Origin of the sequence: Arcicella sp. LKC2W, assembly GCF_034931005.1 — a bacterium.
In the GTDB taxonomy this organism is placed as follows: Bacteria; Bacteroidota; Bacteroidia; order Cytophagales; family Spirosomataceae; genus Arcicella.
Genome location: NZ_JAYGIN010000021.1, coordinates 37,214 through 62,858, shown reverse-complemented (window position 1 = coordinate 62,858; position 25,645 = coordinate 37,214). Strand labels below are relative to the sequence as shown.

The 25,645-nt window shown below is 37.3% G+C and carries 14 protein-coding genes and 1 riboswitch; of the genes, 9 read left to right on the top strand and 5 right to left on the bottom strand.

Annotated features, from left to right (window positions below):
- Nucleotides 1-117 precede the first annotated feature (117 nt).
- The 5 genes from VB796_RS17285 to thiS form a co-directional block, all read right to left on the bottom strand.
- Nucleotides 118-744 carry a thiamine phosphate synthase gene (locus VB796_RS17285; RefSeq protein ID WP_323347826.1) on the bottom strand — a complete coding sequence of 209 codons (627 nt, stop codon included), beginning with the start codon at nucleotides 742-744 and terminating at the stop codon, nucleotides 118-120.
- Nucleotides 741-1,511 (bottom strand): hydroxymethylpyrimidine/phosphomethylpyrimidine kinase, encoded by a 771-nt coding sequence (locus VB796_RS17280; RefSeq protein ID WP_323347825.1) that lies wholly within the window; start codon nucleotides 1,509-1,511, stop codon nucleotides 741-743. The genes VB796_RS17285 and VB796_RS17280 overlap by 4 nt, the downstream gene beginning before the upstream one ends.
- A gap of 52 nt (nucleotides 1,512-1,563) precedes the next feature.
- Entirely contained in the window at nucleotides 1,564-2,166 is a 603-nt protein-coding gene (locus VB796_RS17275) for a thiamine phosphate synthase (RefSeq protein ID WP_323347824.1), read from the bottom strand.
- Between the two features lie 177 nt (nucleotides 2,167-2,343).
- A complete protein-coding gene (thiC, locus tag VB796_RS17270) occupies nucleotides 2,344-4,200 on the bottom strand; it encodes a phosphomethylpyrimidine synthase ThiC (RefSeq protein ID WP_323347823.1) in 1,857 nt (618 codons plus the stop codon).
- A gap of 221 nt (nucleotides 4,201-4,421) precedes the next feature.
- Nucleotides 4,422-4,625 (bottom strand): sulfur carrier protein ThiS, encoded by a 204-nt coding sequence (gene thiS / locus VB796_RS17265; protein WP_323347822.1) that lies wholly within the window; start codon nucleotides 4,623-4,625, stop codon nucleotides 4,422-4,424.
- A 260-nt stretch (nucleotides 4,626-4,885) separates the two neighbouring features.
- A riboswitch (TPP riboswitch) is annotated at nucleotides 4,886-4,983 on the bottom strand.
- 341 nt (nucleotides 4,984-5,324) lie between these two features.
- Here thiS and VB796_RS17260 point away from each other — a divergent pair.
- The 9 genes from VB796_RS17260 (at nucleotide 5,325) to VB796_RS17220 (ending at nucleotide 25,614) form a co-directional block, all read left to right on the top strand.
- The gene (locus VB796_RS17260) at nucleotides 5,325-5,918 is read left to right on the top strand and encodes an RNA polymerase sigma-70 factor (protein ID WP_323347821.1); all 594 of its coding nucleotides are present in this window, start codon (nucleotides 5,325-5,327) and stop codon (nucleotides 5,916-5,918) included.
- A gap of 98 nt (nucleotides 5,919-6,016) precedes the next feature.
- Nucleotides 6,017-7,066 carry a FecR family protein gene (locus VB796_RS17255; protein ID WP_323347820.1) on the top strand — a complete coding sequence of 350 codons (1,050 nt, stop codon included), beginning with the start codon at nucleotides 6,017-6,019 and terminating at the stop codon, nucleotides 7,064-7,066.
- 192 nt (nucleotides 7,067-7,258) lie between these two features.
- On the top strand, nucleotides 7,259-10,873 hold the full coding sequence (locus VB796_RS17250; RefSeq protein WP_323347819.1) for a TonB-dependent receptor: 3,615 nt from the start codon (nucleotides 7,259-7,261) through the stop codon (nucleotides 10,871-10,873).
- Nucleotides 10,874-10,929: 56 nt separating this feature from the next.
- Nucleotides 10,930-12,747: a RagB/SusD family nutrient uptake outer membrane protein gene (locus VB796_RS17245; RefSeq protein ID WP_323347818.1), complete on the top strand. Its 1,818-nt coding sequence runs from the start codon at nucleotides 10,930-10,932 to the stop codon at nucleotides 12,745-12,747.
- A gap of 37 nt (nucleotides 12,748-12,784) precedes the next feature.
- Complete coding sequence (locus VB796_RS17240) at nucleotides 12,785-14,464, top strand: DUF5123 domain-containing protein (protein ID WP_323347817.1); 1,680 nt, start codon at nucleotides 12,785-12,787, stop codon at nucleotides 14,462-14,464.
- Between the two features lie 165 nt (nucleotides 14,465-14,629).
- On the top strand, nucleotides 14,630-19,126 hold the full coding sequence (locus tag VB796_RS17235) for a pectinesterase family protein (protein WP_323347816.1): 4,497 nt from the start codon (nucleotides 14,630-14,632) through the stop codon (nucleotides 19,124-19,126).
- Between the two features lie 575 nt (nucleotides 19,127-19,701).
- Complete coding sequence (locus tag VB796_RS17230; protein ID WP_323347815.1) at nucleotides 19,702-22,911, top strand: TonB-dependent receptor; 3,210 nt, start codon at nucleotides 19,702-19,704, stop codon at nucleotides 22,909-22,911.
- A 34-nt stretch (nucleotides 22,912-22,945) separates the two neighbouring features.
- Nucleotides 22,946-24,898 carry a RagB/SusD family nutrient uptake outer membrane protein gene (locus VB796_RS17225; RefSeq protein ID WP_323347814.1) on the top strand — a complete coding sequence of 651 codons (1,953 nt, stop codon included), beginning with the start codon at nucleotides 22,946-22,948 and terminating at the stop codon, nucleotides 24,896-24,898.
- Nucleotides 24,899-25,242: 344 nt separating this feature from the next.
- Nucleotides 25,243-25,614: a LytTR family DNA-binding domain-containing protein gene (locus VB796_RS17220; RefSeq protein WP_323347813.1), complete on the top strand. Its 372-nt coding sequence runs from the start codon at nucleotides 25,243-25,245 to the stop codon at nucleotides 25,612-25,614.
- Nucleotides 25,615-25,645: the final 31 nt, after the last annotated feature.

The window sequence follows — 25,645 nt, the reverse complement described above, 5'->3', positions numbered from 1 at the left end:
TTCTAACCTGTTCAAAAGGATTTGGTAGGACAGGTTTCCAACCTGTTCAAAAGGATTTGGTAGGACAGGTTTTCTAACCTGTTCAAAATTTGTTGGCTGACAGGTTGAAAACCTGTCCTACTTTAAAGCAGCTATCAAATTTTGCGTAACAGAAACAGGATTTTCTGCTAAATTTATTAAAGAAGAAATGGCGATTCCGTGCAAATGAGTGGCTTTTAGCATAGCTACATCGTCTAAAGTTATGCCTCCAATGCCAATAATTGGTAATGATAAATTTGCCATTTTACACTGTTCTAAAATAGCTTGATAGCCTTCTAAACCTAAAATTGGACTCAAATTTTTCTTGGTTTTTGTAAAGCGAAAAGGACCTAAACCGATATAATTTACCTTTGCTTCGTGCAGAAACTGAATATCTTCAAAAGTATTTGCAGTACCTCCAATGATAGACTTTTCGTCTAACATCGCTCTTGCTTCAATCGGTGAGCCATCGGTTTTACCCAAATGCACGCCATCCGCTTCAATTTCTAAGGCTATTTGGGCATTATCATTGATAATTAAAGTTGCTCCAAAGTTTTTACAAACTTCTTGGGTACGCAAAGCGGTTTCTTTCCAGTCGGGAAATGCCTGATTTTTTACTCGTAATTGCACCCAATCTGCTCCGCCTTCGCAAGCTAAACGGGCTTGTTCCCAATGCGAAATATGGGTTAAATCTTGAGTGATATAATGTAAGTTTGATATTTTCATTTTATTGTTTTTGAATTAAAATGATGATAGCCCAACAGACTATTATTGCTGCCTAAAAATGCTGTGATATACTTTTTGGCTTCTTCACAGGCTTTTTCTAAGGGCAAACCTTTGGCTAAATTGGCGGTAATTGCCGATGAAAGTACGCAACCAGAACCATGTTTTTCACCCTGTTTAATTCGTTTTGCGAAATACTCAAATCGTTGATTTTGATAAAATAATACGTCTTTACTTTCGTCCAAATTACCATGACCGCCTTTAAGAAAAACTGCACAATTTTCGGCTAAAATCTGGGCTTTCTGTTCCGTATTTATCGAGTCATTTACTAATAAATTCGCTTCGGGTAAATTGGGCGTTAGTACATAAATCTGTTTTAAAATCGTTTTTAAGGTAATGACATTGATTTTATCGTGAAAGTTAAAACCCGCACTGGCTTTTAAAATCGGGTCCCAAATGATGATTACCTCAGGATTCCAAGCCAATAATGCGGTGATAATTTTTGATAAATCTTCTAAACTTTTCACCAATCCAATTTTAACATATTGAATTGAATATTTCTCAAACAGTAATTTTGCTTGCTCAATAATCAACTCATTATCAACCCATTGCACCGAATCAAAACGATTTTCGTGTTGTACAGTCAAAGCCGTACAAACGCCTAAACCATATATTTGATTAGCTTCAAAAGTTTTAATATCTGCCAAGAGTCCCGCCCCGCCCGATGGGTCAAAACCTGCGATGGTGAGGGCAAAAGGTCTTTTATTCATGGTTTATTGAGGTTGGATATTCTTTATTACCTTAATTTGAACTTTCGGGAAATTAAATCTTACTTGACAGATTAGAAATCTGTCCTACCTGCCAAACCGAACCCATCAACGCATATCCTTGAAAACCAATCGCTTGTATTATTCCAATGTTGTCGTTACTTATTCCTCCCAACGCTAAAACAGGCACAATACTTTGTCGATTTTCAAAGAAATGTGTTAATGTTTCTACTGAAAAAGCAGATGGATAATCAGCCTTTGAAATACTTTGAAAAATAGGACTCAAAAAAACATAATCAGCTTTGCATGGCAATTGCTCAATGGCTTCCAAACTATGCAAAGAAAAACTAACGGTCAATCCTTTTTTTCGCAATGTTTTTACCGTTGAAATCAAGGTTTCGTTAGATAGTTTTTGCCTAATTGTTTCGGTAAAATGAACGCCTTTGAGGTTATATTTTTTCAATAAATCATGGTGTGAATGCAACACAATTTGTCGATAAAATTTGGGAGAAATTTGCCTTAAAAATGCCATTAATTCTTCAGATGATTTCTCTGGTTTTCGGAGATGGAAAACCAAAGAATTATCTGTTAATAACTGTTCTATCAAGCCAATTTCCCCCTCAAAATCAGTCGGATTTGAAATGATTATTTTTTTCATGGTTCGTCTTTTTGGCACGCAGATGACTCAGATGCTACGCAACGCAGATTTTCACAGATTTTTTAAAGATTTGTAGGAAATCTTTAAAATCTAAATTGTTGATAGTTTATAATATTTTGAAAATAAAAATCTGCGTTGCGAAGCATCTGCGGTATCTGCGTGCCATAATCATCATCCTTAAATATACACCTCTGAACCTGCCTCAATGAAGTTTTTTGAGCGTTCTGCCATGCCTTTGGCTAAGGCTTCCTGTTCGTCAACACCCATATTATCAGCATAATCACGTACTTCTTGCGTAATTTTCATTGAACAGAAATTGGGTCCACACATCGAACAAAAATGGGCAATTTTTGCTCCTTCTGCTGGCAAGGTTTCATCGTGATATTCACGAGCGGTATCTGGGTCGAGGGATAAATTAAATTGGTCTTCCCAACGGAATTCAAAACGTGCTTTACTCAAAGCATTATCCCGAATTTGAGCACCGTAATGTCCTTTGGCAAGGTCGGCAGCGTGAGCCGCAATTTTATAGGTAATCACCCCAACTTTTACATCTTCTTTATTAGGTAATCCTAAGTGTTCTTTTGGCGTTACATAACAGAGCATCGCACAGCCAAACCAGCCAATCATTGCCGCCCCAATGCCTGATGTAATGTGGTCGTAAGCGGGAGCAATATCGGTTGTGAGGGGTCCAAGTGTGTAAAAAGGAGCTTCGTGACATTCTTGTAATTGCTTATCCATATTTTCCTTAATGAGGTGCATCGGCACGTGTCCCGGCCCTTCAATAATGGTTTGAATATCGTGTTTCCAAGCAATTTTGGTCAGTTCTCCCAACGTTTCTAATTCCGCAAATTGGGCAGCATCATTGGCATCGGCAATGCTTCCAGGACGTAAACCGTCGCCTAACGAAAACGCTACGTCATACGCTTTCATGATTTCGCAAATGTCCTCAAAATGGGTGTACAAAAAGTTCTCTTTGTGATGTGCCAAGCACCATTTTGCCATAATACTGCCCCCACGAGACACAATGCCCGTTACCCGTTTTGCCGTCATTGGTACATAACGCAACAACACGCCCGCATGAATCGTGAAATAATCAACGCCTTGTTCGGCTTGTTCGATGAGGGTATCTCTGAAAATTTCCCATGTCAAATCTTCTGCTTTTCCGCCTACTTTTTCAAGGGCTTGGTAAATTGGAACAGTACCAATTGGCACGGGCGAATTACGGATAATCCACTCACGGGTTTCGTGAATATTTTTACCCGTCGATAAATCCATGATGGTATCGGCACCCCAACGACAAGCCCAAACGGTCTTTTCAACTTCTTCTTCAATGTTCGACGATACGGCTGAGTTTCCGATATTGGCATTAATTTTCACCAAAAAATTACGTCCCAAAATCATCGGTTCGCTTTCTGGATGGTTGACGTTATTCGGAATTACGGCACGTCCTAAGGCTACTTCCGAACGCACAAATTCTGGCGTAATTAAGCCTTTTTGCGTATTTGCTCCAAAACTGTGTCCAGCGTGTTGGTGTCCGATATTGTTTAATCTCTCAATTCTTTGATTTTCACGAATGGCGATATATTCCATTTCGGGCGTAATAATGCCTTTTTTAGCATAATGCAACTGCGAAACATTTTGTCCTGCTTTTGCTCTTAATGGTTTTTTCAAATGTTCAAAACGAAGAGCATCCAAACTTGGATTAGACAATCTTTCAAGTCCATAATTTGAAGTAATTGAGTCCAATTCTTCTACATCGCCACGCTCTAAAATCCAGTTTTGACGCAAACGTGGCAAGCCTTTTCTTACATCAATATCAATGTTCGGGTCTGTAAATGGGCCACTGGTATCATACACCGTTACAGGAGCATTTTTTGAGGCAATTTTACCATTTATTGAAGTATCTGAAAGCGTAATTTCACGCATAGCTACTTGAATATCATGCAATTGCCCTTGTACATATATTTTTTTAGAGGCAGGAAATGGGGCTCTACTAATAACCTCTGTTTGAGGTGTTTTTTCAGCTTTTTTCATTGAAAGTACGACAGGTTTCCAACCTGTCAATTGAGGTTAAATACAGGTTAAAAACCTGTGCTACATGAGAAATTACAGGTTAGAAACCTGTGTTACATGGATTAATTACAGGTTGGAAACCTGTGTTACATGAGAGAATACAGGTTGGAAACCTGTGTTACATGGATTAATTACAGGTTGAAACCTGTGTTACGTAGATTAATTACAGGTTGAAACCTGTGTTACCCGCCTTGTGTAGCCCGAATGAGCATTAAGCGGTCGTTTTGATTTAAAGTGATTTCTTGCCAATCGGTTTTTCTGATGACTTCGTCATTAATGGCTACGGCAATGCCTTGAACTTCAAAAATTTGGAGTTTTGTTAAAATATCAACGATTGTTGGGGGAGGTTCAAACTCGGTTGGTTGGTCGTTAATAAAGATGTTCATGTGTTCAATTGATTTAAAAATTAATTACAAATGAACTTTTGGAGAAGACCTAATGATGGGAAAAGCGAAAATTGGTAAAATTAATGGGTCAAAAAAATACACGGGATTATGCCTAAAAAGCGAATGCTTTTAGACCCAAAACAGTCATAAAATTTCAACAAAGCAACCCAACAATTTCAATTTTGTTTGATTGTCACTCATTAAATTTAACCAAGAAAAGCAGTGAAATTTTGAAAACGGAATACACCGAATCGCTATGAAATGTCTGCCTTACTTTTTCCTACGCAGCAACTACGCTGTTCAGGTTTTGAGGGTATAATCTCAGCCCGTAATATTAAAGGCACCCCTAAAGTTTGGACAAATGTAAAGGATAATTTTATATACTGATGCTTTTCAATTGGAAAAAATATTTTTTTGCCGATTTTTAATCGAATAACAAAAAACCACAAACCATTGAAATTCAGATAGATAAACATAAATCATAATAGTTTCAATCCATTTGAAATTCATTTTACGCAATTGTATTTTCTAATATTCATTCAAATGTTCTTTTATAAAAGAACGAAAAAAAACACGCTAATTAATTATCAATAGAAAATATTGAATGGGCTTCCCGAAAGTGATTATGAGTAGAATAATATCTAATCATGGTTTAATTCATTATAGAAAATATATTCTTGTCCTCTTTAAACATTTCTCATGTACAGACCATTCAAAGCATCTACCGACTATGAGTTGCTTGTTCTCTTAAGGGAAGACAACGAAGCTGCTTTTGAGGAAATTTATCGTCGTTATTTTCAAAAACTACATTCGCTGGCAAAACGGCGAATAAATAATGTACAACACACCGAAGATATTGTTCACGATTTATTCTTGAATCTGTGGCTCAATCGCCACAAAATACAGATTGACACCCTTCAGAATTATTTGATGCGAAGTGTAAAATATCGTGTATTGGATGAATTAGACCATCAAACGGTAAAACAAAAATTTGTTGATTATCAATCATTTACACCTCAAATTTCTAATAATACAGAAGAAAATATTCTTTATTCAGATGCGATGAAGTTGTATGAAGAAAATTTAGTTTTTCTTCCTGATAAATGTAGAGAAGTATTTTTATTAAGTAGAAATGGACTTTCTCAAAAAGAAATTGCTTCTCAATTGGGTATTTCTGAAAATACCGTCGAAAATCATATCGCTAAAGCTCTACGGTTACTCAAAACCAGAATGTCAGAATTTATTAGCCCCAATGTCTTATTTCCTGTTTTTTTCTTCCTTTTTGAAAAATAATTAAAAAAATTACCATTCAAGTAGTGGAAACACTTTGCCCAACCGACCTTGTTTATGTGGGGTAAATGGTATTTTCCGTATAAAAAATATTAATATATATGAACCTCAATGACTTAAAGAGTGACGATGAGATTTTTAACTCACTAAAAGAAAAATATACTCCAGAGGAATTTAAAAAATTATTAGCGTGGTATAATGCTTTTGATGATACACAAGACCTCGGAGAAGATGATATTTCGGAAGTTGAGGAAAAAATTTGGGGCAAACTCCAGCAAAGCACTGCTTCTGCTGACGAGATATTTGACGAACCGAAAGGTTTGAGTATGACATTATTTAAAACTTGGTCACTTGTGGGGCTGGCGGCGAGCCTCATATTGGTAGCAGGTTGGATTTTTATTGGAAAAAATAATGGAGAGTCTGTACAAAAACAATTTACAACACTCCGAGAAGTGGCTAAAGCAGATTTACCACTTTGGCAAACCTTCACCAATACGTCTCATGCCATCTATGAATTAGACCTACCAGACGGTACGAAAGTTTGGTTAAACCCTGCTACGACGATTTCGTATAAGATTTTAGCAAATGCTCCTACACGTGATATTTATCTGGAAGGAGAGGCTTTTTTCGATGTAAAACCGAATAAAGAACAACCCTTTCATGTAAAAAACAAGGGGTTGAATGTAGTAGTTCTGGGAACAAGTTTCAATGTTTTGGCATCTGAAAAAGATGATAAATATGAAGTTTCCGTGGTAACAGGCAAAGTAAAAGTAAAATATCAAGACCCTGAACATAGCGACCGTTTCAATCAAGTTATTATTACTCCACAGCAAGAAGTCATTATCAAAAAACAAGAAAATACCTTAGAAACGCATGATTTGACTTTGGAACATTCCGAGCATCGGCAATTATGGGAACCAATTAGTATTGGTTTTGATGAAGTTCCTATCGGAAAAGTGCTAACAAAATTGGAGCAGGAATTTGGGGTAACTATCAGAACTCCCAATGCGACTATTCGAAAATGTACCTTGTTTGGCAATTTTAATAATCAACGCTTACCTGTGATTTTGGATATTATTTGTAGCTCTATAAATGCTACCTACCAAATTGATGGTCAAGACATTACGATTATTGGCGAAGGTTGTCAGTAAAAATCAGGTGGTGATGAATTGTTAGTTTGCCATTCGATTATTTTCAGATTTCAATATCATTAAGTAAAATTTTAACAAAAAAAAGCGAAAGTGCTACCAACACTTTCGCCCAAATTTAACCCAAATCATACTATCAAGGTGATTCATTGAGTAAATGTAGATTTCAAAACTAAAATCGTACAGAGCAAATTTATGGAAAAACAATTTATTAAGACAACAATTCTAAAAATCATGCGGATAACTGTCGTACAGTTTGCCTTTGTCATAGCCTTTATGGTTGTTGCGTATGCCAAAGATGCTCTTGCTCAGGAAATTTTGAGCAAGACTGTAACGGTCTCCATCAAAAACACCAACATCAAAGGTGTCCTAAATGAACTACAACGGGAGTCGGGTGTGACATTTGTTTTTAGTTCAAAAAACAATTTTACACAGGTAAATAATTTGAGCTTAACCGCCAACAACGAAAAATTACAAAATGTGTTAGGTCGTTTTTTACCACCCCTTAATATTGGCTACAAAGTGGTACATAATGCCATCGTACTTACTCCAATAGCCCCAATTGAGGAAAGGGGAAATACGCCCAGTACCGAAGAAGTTGAATTACCCAAAGCAGTCATCGACAACCCTATTAAAGGGAAAATTGTGGATTCTGAAACAGGCGAAGCACTTCCAGGCGTTTCTGTCAAGTTGAAAGGGTCTTCTAAAGGCACAACTTCAGATACCAAAGGAAATTATAGTATCAGTGTACCCAAAGGTGCTGTTTTGGTATTCTCATTTATTGGTATGAAAACTCAAGAAATTTCGGTAGATGACCGTACCGAAGTCAACGTTTCTTTCGTAAATGATAATAGTATTTTAGATGAGGTTTCTATTGTAAGTGATGGTTATGGGATTGTCAAAAAAACCGATAATACGGGTTCTGTGGCTTCCATGTCAGCAAGAGATATTAGAAATATTCCACTCACAAGTGCTGCCCAAGCCATGACAGGGCGTTTGGCTGGGGTAAGTGTACAAACAACTGACGGCTCGCCAGATGCGGACGTAGTTATTCGTGTTCGTGGTGGTGGTTCAATTACTCAAGACAATTCTCCCTTATTTGTAGTTGATGGATTTATTGTTAGTAGTATTAAGGACGTTCCGCCGTCGGATATTGAGTCAATTAACGTTTTAAAAGATGCTGCTTCTACGGCTATTTATGGAGCTCAAGCTTCAAATGGGGTTGTGGTAATTACCACCAAAAAACCAAAATCTGGCAGAACAACGGTTTCGTATAATGGTTTTTTCCAATTCAAAAAATTGCCTTCAAACAGAGCCTACAAGGTTTTATCACCTTATGAATATGTAATGGCAAACTATGAAAAAGCAAAATTAGGAAGTACCGCAACCCTAACAAGCATGGAGAAATATTTTGGTAAATACGGCGATTATGATTTATATAAAAATCAAAAAGGAACTGATTGGCAAGATGAATTATTTGGTTCTCCAAGAATGTCGCAACAGCACAATGTAAGTATTGGCGGTGGAAATGAAAATACAATGTTCAATTTAAGCATTACCAACAATACTGACCAAGGATTATTAACGGGTTCGGGTTATACCAGAAATGTATTGAATTTTAAATTGAATCAAAAAATTGCAAAGAATCTGAAATTTGATGCTTCTACTCGTATTACCAGTACAATTGTGGACGGTGCGGGTACGGCTGGAGCTCAATTGAGTATTAAAGATGCCATTCAGACTCGTCCAATCAACGGTATTGCCGACCAATTAGACATTGATTTGGGTGGAGCAAGTACCGATGATGATTTTGCCTCTTTCCTGACGGCTTTGGTAAGTCCAACCAAGTTGGTTGCACAAGACTGGAGAAAGAAAAATACTAATGACTATGTTTTAAACGCAGGTTTGACATGGACAATTTTGAAAGGATTAGATTTTAAAACAACCATAACTGGGTCTAAAACCTATGATAAAAGTCTCCGATTTTATGGGCCACTTACAGGAGAATCCTTTAATAATGGAGGAAGTTTGCCTATTGGTGAAAAAACACAAACCGAGACTAATTCCTTACGTTGGCTAAACACTTTAGGTTTTCAAATGTCGGGAATGGGAAATCATAAATTAGACTTTTTATTAGGACAAGAAATCTATACAGTTGGTGGAAATCAAAGTTTTATTCGTACTGAAGACTTCCGAGCATCCATCTTACCGCAAGATTTATTTGCCAATATGGCACTGGGTAGAACTGACCGCCAATATGCCATTGAAAATACGGATGCCAACAGAATTTCAGGTTTTGGTAGAGTAAATTATCAATTCAAAGACCGATATTTAGCCACAGTAACCTTCCGTGCGGATGCTTCAAGTAAATTTAGCGAAGCGAATCGAGTTGGATTTTTCCCTGCGGTGGCTTTAGGTTGGAAGCTCTCTGAAACAGAATTATTCAAATCAATCAAATCATTAGATGAATTGAAACTTCGTGCCAGTTATGGAGCTACTGGTAATGACCGAATTGACCCCACTTCAACCAAACCACTGTTTGAAACAACTACCTTGAGAGGACCAGGTTTTGGTAATGCAGACAATGTATATTATACGCCCGTTGGAACAGTTTTATACAATCCAAACTTGAAATGGGAAACAACCGTTACAACTAACATCGGTTTAGATTTTGCCTTTTTCAAACAACGTTTAACGGGTAGTTTGGACTTATATGAAAATGTAACGAAAGACTTATTATTACAATCGGCAATTCCATCAAGTTCTGGTTTTACCAAACAATGGAACAACGTGGGTAGTACCTCAAACAGAGGTATTGAATTAGGATTAACCGCCTATATCGCTGATAAGGCAGATTATTCATTCTCAACCAATTTTAATATTGGTGTAAACAAAGCCAAAATTCTTGAATTAGACGGTACAACCGAGCGTTTTATTCAGTCGGGTTGGGCAAGTACGGATTTAAGAGAACAAGAAGATTTTTATTTAAAAGTGGGTGGAACAATTGGTGATGTTTATGGATATGTTACGGATGGATTTTATTCGACAAATGACTTTTCGAGTTATGATGCAACAACCAGAAAATACATATTAAAAGAAGGAATTACCAACTCCACAACCATTACTGGAAACACCGCTATACGTCCAGGGTTTTTAAAATTGAAAGATTTGAATGGAGACGGTATCATCAACGCCAGCGACCGTCAAGTGATAGGAAATACGCTCCCAAAAGCACAAGGCGGTTTTGGTTTCAATGGCCGTTATAAAGGTTTTGATGCGTCGGTTTTCTTTAACTGGTCGTATGGCAATGATGTCTATAATGCAGGAAAAATTCAGTACAATCAGTTTCGCCGTGTTACTTATGGAAACTTAACTGATGCCATGAGTTTGGATAACCGTTATTCATATTTAGACATTGATGGAAAATACACAGGAACGGCAGGCGGAATTGTGACCGACTTGACACAATTAGCAGAAATAAATGCGAATAAAACAATCTGGTCGCCATTTACCTTCAATGATTCTCAGGCAATTATTCACTCTTGGGCAGTTGAGGACGGTTCTTTCATTCGTTTGAACAATGTAAACATTGGCTATTCTTTACCAAAAGGCTTGATTGGAAAATTGGGAATGTCACAGTGTAGATTCTATGTAACAGGTAATAATCTTCATATTTGGACTAAATATACAGGATACGACCCAGAGGTAAGTACAGCAAAAAATAGCACTTCGGCACTGACTCCTGGGATTGACAATTCGTCATTTCCAAGAAGTCGCTCTTATACCGTAGGGCTTAGTATTACTTTTTAAGTAAAAGAAAATACCTCGTAAATGTTATTTTAATGCTCATTCAATAATTTCAGAATATGAAAAAATATATGCTTTTACTCGCAGGGTTGTCTCTATTGTTGACTTCCTGCAAAGATTTTTTAGAACCAGACTCTCTTTCAACTTTCGATACAAAATATATTTATTCCAATGTGGATGATGCCCGAAAAGGCGTAAATGCCATTTATGAACCCTTCGGACAAGATGCTTTTCGCTCTCGTTTGTCGAATAATATGACGGGCAATACCGACATTGAACGTCAAAGCGGATGGGGTGCAACTGGAGCTCGTTTTGAGGTTTGGGATTTGAATGCCAACGCTGCCAATGCAGATTTGAAAATTGTATGGAATGCCGCCTATACCGCTATTCGCAATTGTAATGTTTCAATTGAAGGTATTTTGGCAAGTGAAGCATTAACATCAGGCAATGCAGCAACCACCAAAAAAATGAACAATATGCTTGGTGAAGCTTATACCGTGAGAGCTTATTGGTACAGTATGTTGGCTTATTATTTTGGAGATGTGCCTAATGTTCGTGAAGCTCCAAAAGCTGGAAATAATTTCTTCTTGACGAAAGAAGACCGTAACGCTATTTTGTCGCAATGTATTCAAGATTTAATTGATATTGAACCTAAAATGTTGTGGGCTGATGAAACTGGCTATGGCATTGAGCAAGTAAACCGTGAATATACCATAGGCATGATTTCTCGTTTGGCTTTGCAAAGAGGCGGATATTATTTGACACCTGCTTTGAAAATGGAACGAAAATCCGATTATTTAGACTATTACAAAATAGCAAAAACGTATGCACAAAAATTGATTACCTTAAAAGACCGTGCGTTACCAACAGATTTTCGTCAAGTGTTTTTGAATGAATCCAAATTAATTGCTCCCTCAAATAGTGATATTCTCTTTGAAATTCCTTTTGCCAATGGTAATGGAGACGTAGGTTGGAATATTGGTATCACCGTTGAAGGTGGAGCAACTGCCTCGCATAGTTATGGTTCTGGCAATAATTATATGTCGATTCCACCATCCTACTATTTTTCTTTTGATACGCTGGACATTCGTCGTGATGTTACTTGTGCATTTTATAAAATTAATACAACTGGACAACAGGTTTTTGTCACCAATGCCCTAAACATTGCACAAGGAAAATGGAGTCGCTGGTTTTTGGATAAAGCTCCTGGTATTGCCTCAGCCAAAGGAACAGGCATCAACTGGCCAATGTTGCGATATTCAGATGTATTATTAATGTTAGCAGAAGCAGAAAATGAAATCAATGGTCCAACGGCAATTGCTCAAGATGCCCTAAAACGAGTACGACAAAGAGCATTTGCGGCTAAACATTGGAGTGAAAAAGTGGATACTTACATTTCAACCATTTCAAAAAGTAAATCAACTTTCTTTGATGGCATCGTAAATGAACGTGCTTGGGAATTTGGAGGAGAAATGATTCGTAAATATGAATTAATCCGTTGGAATTTATATGCTAAAAAAGCAGAAGAAACCGTAAATACCCTAAAATTAATGGCTGATGCTGCCACAACAGGCACGGGTCAATATGCTGATTTACCAGACTTTATGTATTGGAAACGTAATACAAGTGGCGTATTTACCATCTTAAATCCAAACAAAAAATACATTGGCACACCAGATGCGTCTTGGACGAAAGTATCCTTTTTGGCAAGTATGAAAACCACTACTGGATATGGCGAATGGTTACTTAAAGATTGGGATAAACATTATAATTCAGGGCCTGCCAAAGGAGTGGCTCGTTATGTTTTCCCAATTCCTTCCGAAGCCATCACCAATAGTCAAGGAAAATTAGCCAATGATGGTTATCAGTTTCAGTAGATTTTAATTAAAAACCGAAGCATTTAACAGCAGAAAGATGAATAAAAATCATATAATAAAATCATTTTGGGTAGCATTGGCAGGCGTTAGTTTATTGCTTGCTTGTAAGCCAGAAGAAGAGCTTGTTCAACAAACTCGCCTTTTCATGCCTGTATTGAAAAAAGATTTGTCGGCACTCAACAATACCATTATTGTAAATATGGCAGATGCAAAAACTGCCACAGGTTATACCGTAGAAGTAAGTAGAGATACCTTCAAAACTGTTGATTATAAGATAACTACCGATACCAGTTATGTTGTCGTAAATGACCAATTGTTAAAAGGGGAATCCCTTTTTTGGAATACTTTGTACCAAATAAGAGCCACAGCTTTGGCAGCAGATGCTGTTTATAATAGCAAAATATCTGATTTGGGAAGTGTCAAAACAGATAAATTTCCAAGTATTCTTATCGTTCCAACATCGGCAGATTTATTAGACGTTTCTGCACGAGTAAAGTGGAATATTTCTACGGGAATTAAGGTTGCTAAAATCAAAGTTTTTGCAAAAACAGATTTGAAATTAGCAACTCCCTTGGCAACTTACGACGTTAGCGATGCCGACCAAAAGGTGGGAATTACGATTGTCAAGAAATTATTACCCGAAACAACCTACCAATTAGCCATTTATGATGCCACAGGTAAAGTACAAGGTTGGGACAATTATACAACTATCAAGCAAGCAGTTGACACAAAACAAACCAATGTAATTGACCTTTCTGAAAGTGATGACGCAACGGCATTGAATACGGCTTTAGCCAATGTAGTAGATGGGGGAATCATTGTTTTGAAAAAAGGAGCAACTTACACCATGCCAACTAACCCATTTTCAAAGTCGGTTTTAATAACAAGTGCCTATGGTTTTGGAGAACAAAAAACAATTATTACCACTACTGGTGGTGGGGTAATTGCTGATGGCTCAACAATTGACTATATCCGTTTTTCAAATGTTGAAATTAAAGGGGCTGACATCGGAGCAAGTTATGTTTTTAATCCTGATAGAGCCACTGCAACACTTTTGAAAGAATTGACTTTTGATAATTGTATTCTATCAAATATGCGTGGAGTTTTGAGAATGAGAACGAGAATGTTTCTTACCAATTTCAACATTAAAAACTCTATCGTTTACCAAATTGGAACGTATGGTATTTTAACCACTGATACCGATGGTGCAGGAATGGCGGCAGTTGATAATATTGCCTTCCAAAATAGCACTTTTAGTAAGATTAACATTTTTCTTACTTCAAGACAAAGTTCAAAATCAGTCTTAATTTCAGATTGTACCTTGAATGAAGTTGGTTCAAATACCAATGCTTCTGTATTATTATTCAACTGGCGAGGAACAACTGCCGCAACCAATAATGTAAGCAATGGAATAAAAATTTCTAATTGTGTTTGGGGCGGAGCTTGGGACCAAGCAGGTACACCAACGGCGGTTTCGATAAGAGCAAAATCTCCTACGGCACTTGCCACGACAAATTTTACCGTTGAAAATACTTATTCCACCAGTACATTGACCTTTGTGGCGGGGTCAGAAATTAGCGGATTCCCGTCGTCTGTCTATGCTAAAACAGCGGCAGATTTATGGGTTAGCCCAACAAGTGGCTTAAATTTCAATTTTAAAGACTTGAGTTTCGCAGGGAGAAAAGATACTGGTGACCCACGTTGGAGAATAAAATAAAGATAGATTAAGTTGGATTTATTTATAAAGCTCCCTGATTTTTGGGGAGCTTTTTTTAAAGCCAATTAAACAAATTAACTATTTGATTTACAGATAATTGACTTAATATCTAAAACTATGCAACAACAATCTCAATTTGTAAAATTTATCGAAAATATATACTCAATGTCAAAAGTTAAATTTGAGTTAAAAAAAAACTCACCCGTGCGTTGGTCGAATGCTCCCCTCTCAATCGGAAAAGGGTTCGGGCTGAGGTTTTGCGACATTAAGTACATTCTTCCGAAATTTATTCCATCAAAATTTTCTATTTTTCTATTGCTCCTCTCTTTCTCCTATTTGGGGTTTTCTCAACAAATTGCATTTCCTGGAGCAGAAGGTGGCGGGCGTTTTGCAGTAGGCGGACGTGGCGGAACGGTTTATGAGGTAACCAACTTAAACGATTCGGGAGCAGGAAGTTTGCGTGATGCCATCAGTGTAGGGAATCGTACTATTATTTTTAAAGTTTCGGGAGAAATTAAACTTCAAAGTCGTTTACAAATCAAAAAAGATAATATCACCATTGCAGGGCAAACTGCTCCAGGAGAAGGAATTTGTTTGACAGGCTATACCTTAAATATCTCAGCTTCCAATATTATCGTGCGTTATATTCGTTGTCGGTTTGGCGATACCAACGCCGTCGATGACGATGCCATGAATTCGTGGAATGGGACTTACCAAAATATTATCGTTGACCATTGTTCAATGAGTTGGTCGATTGATGAAACGGCTACTTTTTATGGTATCAAAAATTTCACCTTACAATGGTGTCTTGTGGCAGAAAGTCTATATCGTTCAAAACACGATAAAGGCGACCACGGATATGCGGGTATTTGGGGTGGTGCAAACGCTACTTTTCACCATAATTTAGTAGCCCATCATACCTCACGAAATCCACGTTTTGGCGGTGCCAGAAAAGGATATATTCCCTATGACCCCAGCGAAGAATTGGTTGACTATCGTAATAATGTGATTTATAACTGGGGAAATATCAATTCGTCGTATGGTGGAGAAGGGGCAAAAATCAACATGGTTAATAATTATTATAAAGCTGGCCCTGCCACTGCTGGAAACTTAACCACAAGTTCAGCTTCTAATAAACGAAACAGAATTTTAAACTATTCCAGTTATTATGCAGAAGCTGGCGTAGATACACTTTTTGGCGGAAAATTTTATATTGATGGCAACTATGTAGATGGTTTTCCAGATGTAACGGCTGATAACTGGACAAAAGGTGTACAAAAAGATAGTTATGCAAAAGCAACGGCATTGCTTGCTGCCAATAAACAAAATGTTGCTTTTTCAATGCTTTCGCCTATCAGAGTACAATCCGCATTGGATGCCTACAAAGCCGTTTTGGACAGCGTAGGAGCAATTTTACCCAAAAGAGATTTGATTGATACTCGCATTGTTTACGAAACAAAAACAGGAACTGCTACTTATGAAGGAGCAACGTATGCAGCCGTGAAAGATGCAGGGGTGAGCCACCCTTCAGGGATTATTGATAGCCCTACCAACGTGGGTGGTCTTCAAAAGTATGGAGCAAATACTGCTTATAAAGATGCTGATATGGACGGAATGGCAGATACTTGGGAAACGGCTAAAGGGTTAAATCCTGCCGATGCTAATGACGGAAATTTGGTGGCTTCAAATGGCTATACCAATCTCGAAAACTACTTAAATTCAATCACAGGCGATACAGGTACGGGGACAATTGTGGGCGGTTCGGGCAGTACAACACCTATCGTTGACTTAATGGGTTATGATGCCGTAGTCGCTAAAAATGGAACAGGGAGTTTTAAAGCGATACAAGATGCGATAAATGCCGTAACCATCAATGGAACAAAAGCCTATCGTATTTTCATTAAAAATGGTAAATATCTTGAAAAAATAGCCATTCCATCTAACAAACCTTTCATTCAATTAATCGGTGAAAGTGCAGGTAAAACGATTATTTCTTGGAATGATTATTCAGGTAAAATTGTCAGCGGTGTTACCATCGGTACAAGCACTTCAACAACGCTGTCAATAAAAGCAGCGGATTGTTTATTGATGAATTTAACCATTGAAAACACGACGGGTGATGCTCCGCAAGCGGTTGCCCTTACGTTGGAAGGTGACAGAAATATCGTAAAATCTTGTATTTTATTGGGTGGACAAGATACTTTTTTGGCTAATGGAGACGGTAAACGTCAGTATCTCAAAAACACCTATATTGACGGGGTGGTTGACTTTATTTTTGGAAGTTCAACGGCTGTTTTTGATTCTTGTGTTATTTATGCCAAAGACCGTGTAGATAAATTATCAGGTAGCTATATCACCGCTGCCAACACGCCCAATGGTCAGGCTTATGGTTATGTTTTTAGAAATTGTACATTACCTTCTAATACAGGCGTAACGTCGTATGTGTTGGGTCGTCCTTGGCAAAATGACGCTTCTACGGCTGATGTAGCCAAGAAATATAACAAAGTAGTTTTCTTGAATTGTACTTACGGAGATAAAATTGTAAAACCCGAAGGATGGTCAACATGGGATACGGGTACAAATACCGCTTTAATTACTTACGCTGAATATAAACCCAAGAAATATAATGGAAGTGCTGCCAATATTAGCAGTAGAGTGGCATGGTCAAAACAATTGACCGATGCCCAAGCAAGTCCTTATTTAACCAATGCAACAGTATTAAATAACTGGGAACCTTGTACCTCCGTAACGGATTTATGCAAAGCAACCACGCCAGAAATTGCCATCGTAAATTTAAAAGTAAAAAAAGGAGCTGATTTATCAACGCCAACGGGTTTTGCTTGGAATGTGGTTTGGGCAATGAAAGATTTGAAGTATGAATTATTGAGAAGTACAGATAATAAAACAACTTTCTCTACCGTAAAAACCATCACCGCCACAACGGATACACTCATTAATTTTAGCACTTCCGACGATGCACCAGCCGCAGGAAAACAATATCATTATATCTTGAAGGTATCAAAAACAGGCTTAAACACCTATTTCTCTGATACTATTTCAGTATCGAGTATTCCAACGATTACAATTACGGGTTCTCCCAAAGATTTTTTACAAGGCTTAGGCACACCAGCAGCGGCTCAGGTTTATGCCTTATCATGTGTCAATTTAGCGGATAATTTAACAGTAACCATTCCTGCTAATTTTGAACTTTCGGCAGATGGCGGAAAAACATGGAATAATAGCCAAAAAGCATTGAGCATCACACCAGTTAATGGCACAATTGCCACAATCAATGTACAAGTTCGTCTGAATGCCAATGCCTCAGGAACGTACACAGGCACGATTACCCACACCAGCACAGGAGCATCTACTCAAAATATTTTGACCAATGGCTTCACTCAAAGTACCGCTTTAGCTGTTACTCAAACGTTAGCATATTGGTCAATGGCGGTTAATAATATGGATAGTTTGGCATTGAGAGCAAAAGGTGTAACAGCCCCAATACCAACGCTTAAACGCTTAACTATTTCAAACGGCTCTGTGATTGCACCTTATTCTGCATTGCATGGACAATGTATTGCTCCTTCATCAGATGGCGGTGGTGTTTGGACGGTTGCAGGTGGTGGAAATGCCAATAATTTGCATCGTGGAATTTATGAACAATTTGTTATCAAAGCACAAACTGGATTTTCTGTAAAAGTAGATTCATTGGTGTTAAAAAGCTCATTGTATCAAGCCGCAACAGGTAAATTAGCGGTTGTATTCTCCAAAACAGGCTTTAAAACGGATTCATTAAACGTTACTGGTGGACTTTTACCTGATGGAACGCCCATGTTGAGCGGTGCAAATGGAGGATTTCTGACCCCGTTAATTCTTACCTCAGACCCTGCCAGTACAACGACACAATACAAAATCGCTTTGAAAGGCAATGAGGGCATAACCTTAGCCGCAGGAGATTCTCTAACGGTTCGTTTGTATTATAGCACAGGCAGTGGAAGTCCAGGACGTTATGCAAAAATTAAAGATTTACAGTTTAGAGGTTCAACAAAGGACTTAAACGTGAAACCACCTGTGGTAACGCTGACACAAACTTTGAGTGAATTTAACATGATTGAAGGGCAAGGAGTAACGGCTCAAAGTTATTCTATTTCAGCAGAAAACTTGACGAGTGATATAACCATAACCGCTCCGATAAACTTTGAAATCAGTAGCGATACCAAAACGTGGGCATCAACTATAAAATTAAGTCCAACGCTTGGAAAATTAGCTCAAACCAATATTTCAATTCGTCCAATGGCAACCTTAAAGGCAGGCAACTATTCGGGTGATATTCTTCATGTTACGCAAGGGGCAACAACTTTAAATATTCCTGTTAAGAGTTTAGTTACACTACCATTATCAACCGATAATGATGATTTTGGAACAACCATTTCTTTGTCACCAAATCCTGTACAAAGTATTTTAAAAGTCAATCATCCTCATGGTTTGGTACACGATAGTCTGGGAATTTATACTTTAGGAGGTAATAAACTTAATATTTTCAGTATTCAAATTGGTAGTTTATCTACCATCATCAATATTAGTAATTTACCCGATGGGGCATATTTATTGTACTATCAAAGTGAAAAAGGAAATAAAACTTTAAAGTTTATTAAACAGTAAAGTTAAGATTCAGATTGGGTGAAATTATTTTAGAATGTACCTTGTCATTCCGAAGGGTTTCACCCGATCATGAAATAAACTCCAAATTTTCCAGAGAACATTTACCCCTCATAATAATTTGAAAATAAGCACCTTACTTATTTTTCAACCTTCACTATCACTCCATAATTCTGAACGTTTTTTAAGATAAAAATTGCGAATCAGGTACTCCAAATTTTCAGAAATATCCTCAACATTTACCGATTTATCAAGCTAAAATTTACGTTTGAAAGTCAATTTATTTAAGCAAAATCCCCTCCAGATGAATATCTACCCAGTATTCATTTTTTTGTAAATCTTCATGAGTGATTTGTATATTTTGAAGTATAATTCATTTTTTTTATAATTTTTTCAAGTAAAACGAGTAGATTTCTGTGTTTACCCCTATTACAGGATAAGACTTATATTACAGGATGCTCGATGAGGGCTACCTATTTTAGCGGCAATGCTTTTGCGCAAAAAAGACAAAAAAATATAAAATAAATCATGTATTTGAGTCAACTTTTCAATTTTTCAATTTAAAAAACCCAACTTCAATGCTTAAAAAATTACTAAGTATGAGTGTGCTGATGGCTTTAGCTGGTGGCTATGCTCAAGTTCAGGGTAAAGGTTATCTGTTACCTTCAAAAGGTATTAGTTTGACATATTCAACAGGAATATCAAGCAAGTCAGGTATCGCTTTACCAGTTACAGGTAAAGTAACAAGTAATGATGGTGAAGGACTTCCTGGAGTAACCATCAAAATTAAAGGTACAGCTCGTGGTACTATTACGGGGGGTGATGGTTCATTCAAACTTGACGTGCCAGATGCTAATACGGTTTTGGTGATTTCTTCAACAGGTTTTGAAACACAAGAAATTACAGTAGGGGCACGTTCGGTGATTAATGTAGTTTTGGCAAATGATATCAAATCATTAGAAGAAGTGGTTGTGGTAGGTTACGGTGAGCGTAAAAAGTCTGACGTAACAGGTGCGATGATTAGTGTGAGTTCGGCGGAATTAAATCAAAGACCAGTAGCTAACGCATTACAAGGTATGCAAGGTAGAGCGGCAGGGGTTGATATTACGTCAAATGAAAGACCAGGTCAAGCAGGTAGGGTAACCATTCGAGGGGTACGTTCATTGACGGCTTCCAATGAGCCATTGTATGTTGTAGATGGTATTCCGTTGGTAACAGGTGGTACTATTGAAAGAAATTCTACTACTGGTGCTACTTCAGAGAGGAACTCAACTGGAGGTATTGATAATATTAACCCGAATGATATAGAATCGGTTGACGTATTGAAAGATGCCTCTGCAACGGCAATTTATGGTTCTCGTGGAGCGAATGGGGTTGTATTAATCACAACGAAAAGAGGTAAAAATGGTAAATATACCCTTAGTCTAAATTCTAACTTTACGACTGAAAATATCGTTGATTTATCTCCAATGATGAATGCAGGCGAGTATATTGATTACAGAAGATGGTCATATTTTTATACATCGACAGCATCAAAAGCTTATCCTCGTGGAGATCAACCTACTCAAGCAAATGACTTTGAGATTTTCTCAGGAGGAAGTGATAAAAGTGCTTGGGCTAATATCCAAAAGGGTTGGGCTAATGGTACTTGGGACGGTTCTAAAGTAGCAACAACAGACTGGCTCGGTATGGTTACACAAACGGCTCTTACTGGACAACATACCCTAAGTGTAAGTGGTGGTACTGAAAAAATGAAGGCTTATGCTTCTTTTGGATATTTGGACAACCAAGGTACTATCAAAGGGCAAGGTTACAAGCGTTATACAGGTAAACTAAGTGTTGACATCACACCGAGTAAATGGTTCTCGATGGGTGGTATATTGAATACCTCTTATTCGGTTAACGAATACGGTCAGTCTGGGACAGCAGCTAACGTTCAGGCAGGTCTTTATGCCAGTGCAAGAAGATTATTTAGTTATGCAGTACCTTTTGATGAAGCGGGTAATAGAATATTACAACCAGGTAATGACCCATTGGTTTTCAACATCGTAGATGAAGAAAAATATTCTCAAGACCAACGTGTTAACTTAAGACTATTTGGTAGTTTTTATGGTGAGTTAAACTTTGGAGGTTTCTCTAAAGCATTAGAAGGCTTGAAGTATCGTATGAATTTTGGTCCAGATGTTTCGTTTAACAGAAATGGATTTTTCATCAACGCACTTTCGGTAGCTAACTTAGGAGGTTCAACAAATGCAGCTTCTTTAACTAAGTTTCAATCTGTTTCATATACGTTAGATAACTTACTTACTTATAATAAGACGATTGGAAAAAGTCAAATCGGTCTTACTGCATTACAGACACAAACGCAATATGAGTACGAGTCGAACTTCCTTCGCTCAAATAACGTAGCGTTCCCAAGTCAAAAATGGAATAACTTAGATACAGCTCCTTTGGCTACAACAGGTGGATATAGTTCTGACTTTACACAGAAAGCTTTAGTATCATACATGGGTCGTGTGAACTATGATTATGACAATAAGTATTTAATCACTGTTTCTGGTCGTGCCGATGGTGCGTCTCAGTTGGCAGAAGGTAACAAATGGTCATTCTTCCCAAGTATGGCATTAGGTTGGAGAATCAATAACGAGAGATTCTTAGCTGAGCAAACATGGATTGATGCCTTGAAAGTAAGAGCTGGTGTAGGGGTAACAGGTAATGCTTCAATTAATCCTTATGAAACTCAAGGGGCTCTTGTAAATGCATTCTACCCTTCAGGTGCGTCAATTTTATCTGGTCTTGTGAACAACAAGGTTTTAGCAAACCAATCGTTAACTTGGGAAAGAACAACGCAGTATAACTACGGTATTGACTTCTCTTTCTTCAAAAGAAAAGTATCAGGTAGTTTAGATTTCTATACATCAAATACAACAAATTTATTGATGTTAAGAGGTCTTCCAACAGTTACTGCATACCCCTCTACAAACGCAAACGTAGGACAAACAGCCAGTAGAGGTCTTGATTTGACATTAACAACGGTGAACTTGAGTAAAGCAGGATTTGAGTGGTCTTCGACATTCAATGGTTCATGGCAAGCAAATGAAATCGTTACTTTATCTCAAGGTAAATTTGACGATATTAACAACAAATGGTTTATTGGACAAAGTCAAGGCGTAATTTATGACTATCAAGCAAATGGTTTGTGGAAAGAGTCTGATACCGATGAAATGGCGAAGTTCAATGCAAATGGTTCTAAATTTAGCACAGGTATGGTAAGACCAGTTGATTTGAACGGTGACTATAAAATTGATGCAAACAATGACCGTACCGTAATTGGTAGTACAATCCCAAAATTCATTGTTGGTTTGACTAATAATTTTGAATACAAAGGATTATCGTTGTCAGTAATGTTATATGGACGTTTAAGCTACTTGTATAACACTGGTGGAGAATCTCTTTCTGGTAGATCTTCGCAACGTCAAGTAAGTTATTATACGCCAAATAACACCAATTCAGATTATCAACGTCCATTCTATACTGCTGCAACAGGTGATCCTTATTCACCTTCTTTAGGTTACAAAGATGGATCATTTATTAAAGTACGTAACGTTTCATTGGGTTATAGAATTCCAGAAAAATTATGTCAGAAATTAGGCGTGAGCAATGCACGAGTTTACGTTCAAGGACAAAACTTAGGAATGCTTTACAATAATATTGACTGGCTTGATATGGACTTACAATTAAATGCCTCAAACAGAGGATATACATTCGGCATTAACCTTGATTTTTAATCTTGATACTCTTAATTAATAAAGAAATAGAAATATGAAATATATAAAAATAGGTGCATGTATTCTGACCCTCTTCACAACAGTATCATGCCAAGATATATTAACAGAGGAAGTAATTACAGACCGTCCAAACTCCTACTTTGGTACAGATGCAGGTATTTTGGCTGGTGTTGTAGGTGCTTATAATCAAACATTTGCTGTACCCTTCAATGGTGAAGCCACTTTTTCTACGACTAACTACGGAACAGATGAATTTGTAGTAGGTGGAGACCAGTCTAATAGCCCTTGGAATAACTACGATGGGGGATTAAAGTCTATCGTTAACACGGTAACTTCCAATACTGTTCCTGCTGAAAGAGCATGGGATACGTATTACATTGCTATCGGCTTGACTAATCAGGTAATTAATTCAGCTCTTGCCAGTACCTCAACAAGTGCTGCTATTAAGAAAACAGCATTGGGCGAAGCGTATTTTATGCGTGCATTCAATTACTTAAAACTGGTTCGTCAGTATGGTGGTGTGCCTATCAAAACAAGCGTAAGTACAACCGTTGAAACAGAGTTTTCACGTGCTACGCCCCAAGAAGTATATGCTTTGATTATCGATGATTTGAAAAAAGCATCCGATTTATTAGATAACGTAGGGCCTGGCCCTCAAAAAATCACGAAAGATGCAGTTGGGCATTACTTAGCAAAGACGTACCTTTCAAGAGCAAGTGAAATCAATGATTCGTGGAATACTTCTACCAAAGCTGCTGATTTGGCAGAGGTAGTAAAACTTTCTGATGAAATTATCACAAAACACCCATTGGTATCTAATTATGCTGCACTTTGGGCTTGGGATAAAGTAAACGCTCCAAGCGAATCTGTATCTGAAGTGATTCTTTCAGCTCAATTCTCTAATGATGCCTTGTCAACCACTTCTAATACTCAACACTTGTATTTTGCAGCACGTTACGATGATTTACCATACATGCAACGTGATTTGACAGGGATGCGTCCATTCAGTCGTTTAGCTCCTTCGTATTTTACGTATTCAGTATTTGACCAAGTAAATGACTCTCGTTTCTGGAAAAGTTTTAGAACAAAATCAAGAGTTAATAAGGGTAGTGGAAAATATGTAAATGGTGACTTGGGTATCATGTACGTCATTAACAGTCCAGACGATAAGCGTTTTGCTAAATCAAGTTATGTGGATGAGATTGTATATTCAAAAACTGGAAAAACAATTCCTTCTGTATTCGTGGCTTATTCAACAGATGGCAAAAATTTAATGGGTGGCGTTAGATACCCATCATTAAATAAATATTTTGATGGTTCTCGTATCGGTTTTAACGATGTGAATGGTTTCAGAGATATTGTATTGGCAAGATCGGCAGAAACTTATTTGATGGCTGCAGAAGCAAAGGTTCGTTTAGCTAAACTTGGTACTGGTTCTTATGACGATGCCTTGCCATACATCAATAATATACGTAGAAGAGCAACCTATAAAGCTGGTGAAGACAGAGCTTCTTATGCTGATGGTGCTGCGGCTTTTGTTGTTTCAACAGCAGGACAAAGTACAAGCATTAACTCGTATTTTACAGAAAACTCTTATTATGAGTCAACAGGTATTCCTACAACTACTGCTTCAACATCCTTGGACATTACAAGTTCAAATAGCTTGCCAGCACAGGATTTAGCAGTTATCAATAAATTGGGATATACTTCAACGTATGATAAGATGTTATGTTTGGTATTGAACGAAAAAACAAGAGAGATGTGTGGTGAGTTTCACCGTTGGGAGGATTTAGCCAGAACAAAAACATTGCTTGCAAGAGCAAAGGCTTATAACTTACCTACTCCTGGTACTACTGGTGCTTCGGCTAATATCAAAGATTACCACTTGTTGCGTCCAATTCCACAGACGTTCCTTGATGGTATCACCAAAAATAATATTCCGTTAACTGGTACAGAAAAGCAGACGATGCAAAATCCTGGTTACTAAAATTTCAAATTAAATTTACTTGCTCCCTTATTGGTTTCTAATTTAGAACTGATGAGGGAGTTTTTTTTTGCCTATTTATCTGGATTGTACTACTTCAGATTCAATCGTTTTTCAATACACTGTTTGATAGACGCTCATACCTTAAAAGACAATTATGTTCAAAATGAGATATAAAAAGTTCAAAATGAGGAAAGAAGTTTGTGGTTGATACTGAGAAACTCCCCCCTTTTTCTTCTTTTGTTCATTATGAGTTAAAAATAGTTCATTTTGTGATAACACTCACGCTACTATTTTTCCAAATTTTGTATTGAGAAAGCAAAAGAATATAAATGCTTTTCAAAACTATGAAATATTTCAAACTTACCACTTCTATGTGCATGAAAACATATAACCCAAAAGGCAATACAACCTTGTTAATTCTTAATCAAAAAACTTCCAAAAAAGTATTAATAGACACCGTTGTTTTATTGGAGGGCGATGTCAATTATACCATTTTTCATTTAGAAAATGGCAATCAAAATATGGTTGCTCATAGTCTCAAATTTTTCGAGCCGTTTTTAGAAACTCATGGTTTTTTAAGAGTGCATCGTTCTTTTATGATTAATCCCAATCATGTCAAAAATTTGGATAAACAACAACATAAGGTAACCATGATTAATGGTTATGAAGCGGTGGTTTCGAGAAGAAAAAAAAGAATTTTCAAGAATTTACTATAAAACTAACGCATCAAAAATTTCCTTTTTATAG

Excerpts from the sequence above, each read along its gene's own strand:
- VB796_RS17285 (WP_323347826.1), bottom strand. The coding sequence starts at position 744 with ATGAAAATATCAAACTTACATTATATCACTCAAGATTTAACCCATATT.
- VB796_RS17280 (WP_323347825.1), bottom strand. The coding sequence starts at position 1,511 with ATGAATAAAAGACCTTTTGCCCTCACCATCGCAGGTTTTGACCCATCG.
- VB796_RS17275 (WP_323347824.1), bottom strand. The coding sequence starts at position 2,166 with ATGAAAAAAATAATCATTTCAAATCCGACTGATTTTGAGGGGGAAATT.
- thiC (WP_323347823.1), bottom strand. The coding sequence starts at position 4,200 with ATGAAAAAAGCTGAAAAAACACCTCAAACAGAGGTTATTAGTAGAGCC.
- thiS (WP_323347822.1), bottom strand. The coding sequence starts at position 4,625 with ATGAACATCTTTATTAACGACCAACCAACCGAGTTTGAACCTCCCCCA.
- VB796_RS17260 (WP_323347821.1), top strand. The coding sequence starts at position 5,325 with ATGTACAGACCATTCAAAGCATCTACCGACTATGAGTTGCTTGTTCTC.
- VB796_RS17255 (WP_323347820.1), top strand. The coding sequence starts at position 6,017 with ATGAACCTCAATGACTTAAAGAGTGACGATGAGATTTTTAACTCACTA.
- VB796_RS17250 (WP_323347819.1), top strand. The coding sequence starts at position 7,259 with ATGGAAAAACAATTTATTAAGACAACAATTCTAAAAATCATGCGGATA.
- VB796_RS17245 (WP_323347818.1), top strand. The coding sequence starts at position 10,930 with ATGAAAAAATATATGCTTTTACTCGCAGGGTTGTCTCTATTGTTGACT.
- VB796_RS17240 (WP_323347817.1), top strand. The coding sequence starts at position 12,785 with ATGAATAAAAATCATATAATAAAATCATTTTGGGTAGCATTGGCAGGC.
- VB796_RS17235 (WP_323347816.1), top strand. The coding sequence starts at position 14,630 with ATGTCAAAAGTTAAATTTGAGTTAAAAAAAAACTCACCCGTGCGTTGG.
- VB796_RS17230 (WP_323347815.1), top strand. The coding sequence starts at position 19,702 with ATGCTTAAAAAATTACTAAGTATGAGTGTGCTGATGGCTTTAGCTGGT.
- VB796_RS17225 (WP_323347814.1), top strand. The coding sequence starts at position 22,946 with ATGAAATATATAAAAATAGGTGCATGTATTCTGACCCTCTTCACAACA.
- VB796_RS17220 (WP_323347813.1), top strand. The coding sequence starts at position 25,243 with ATGAAATATTTCAAACTTACCACTTCTATGTGCATGAAAACATATAAC.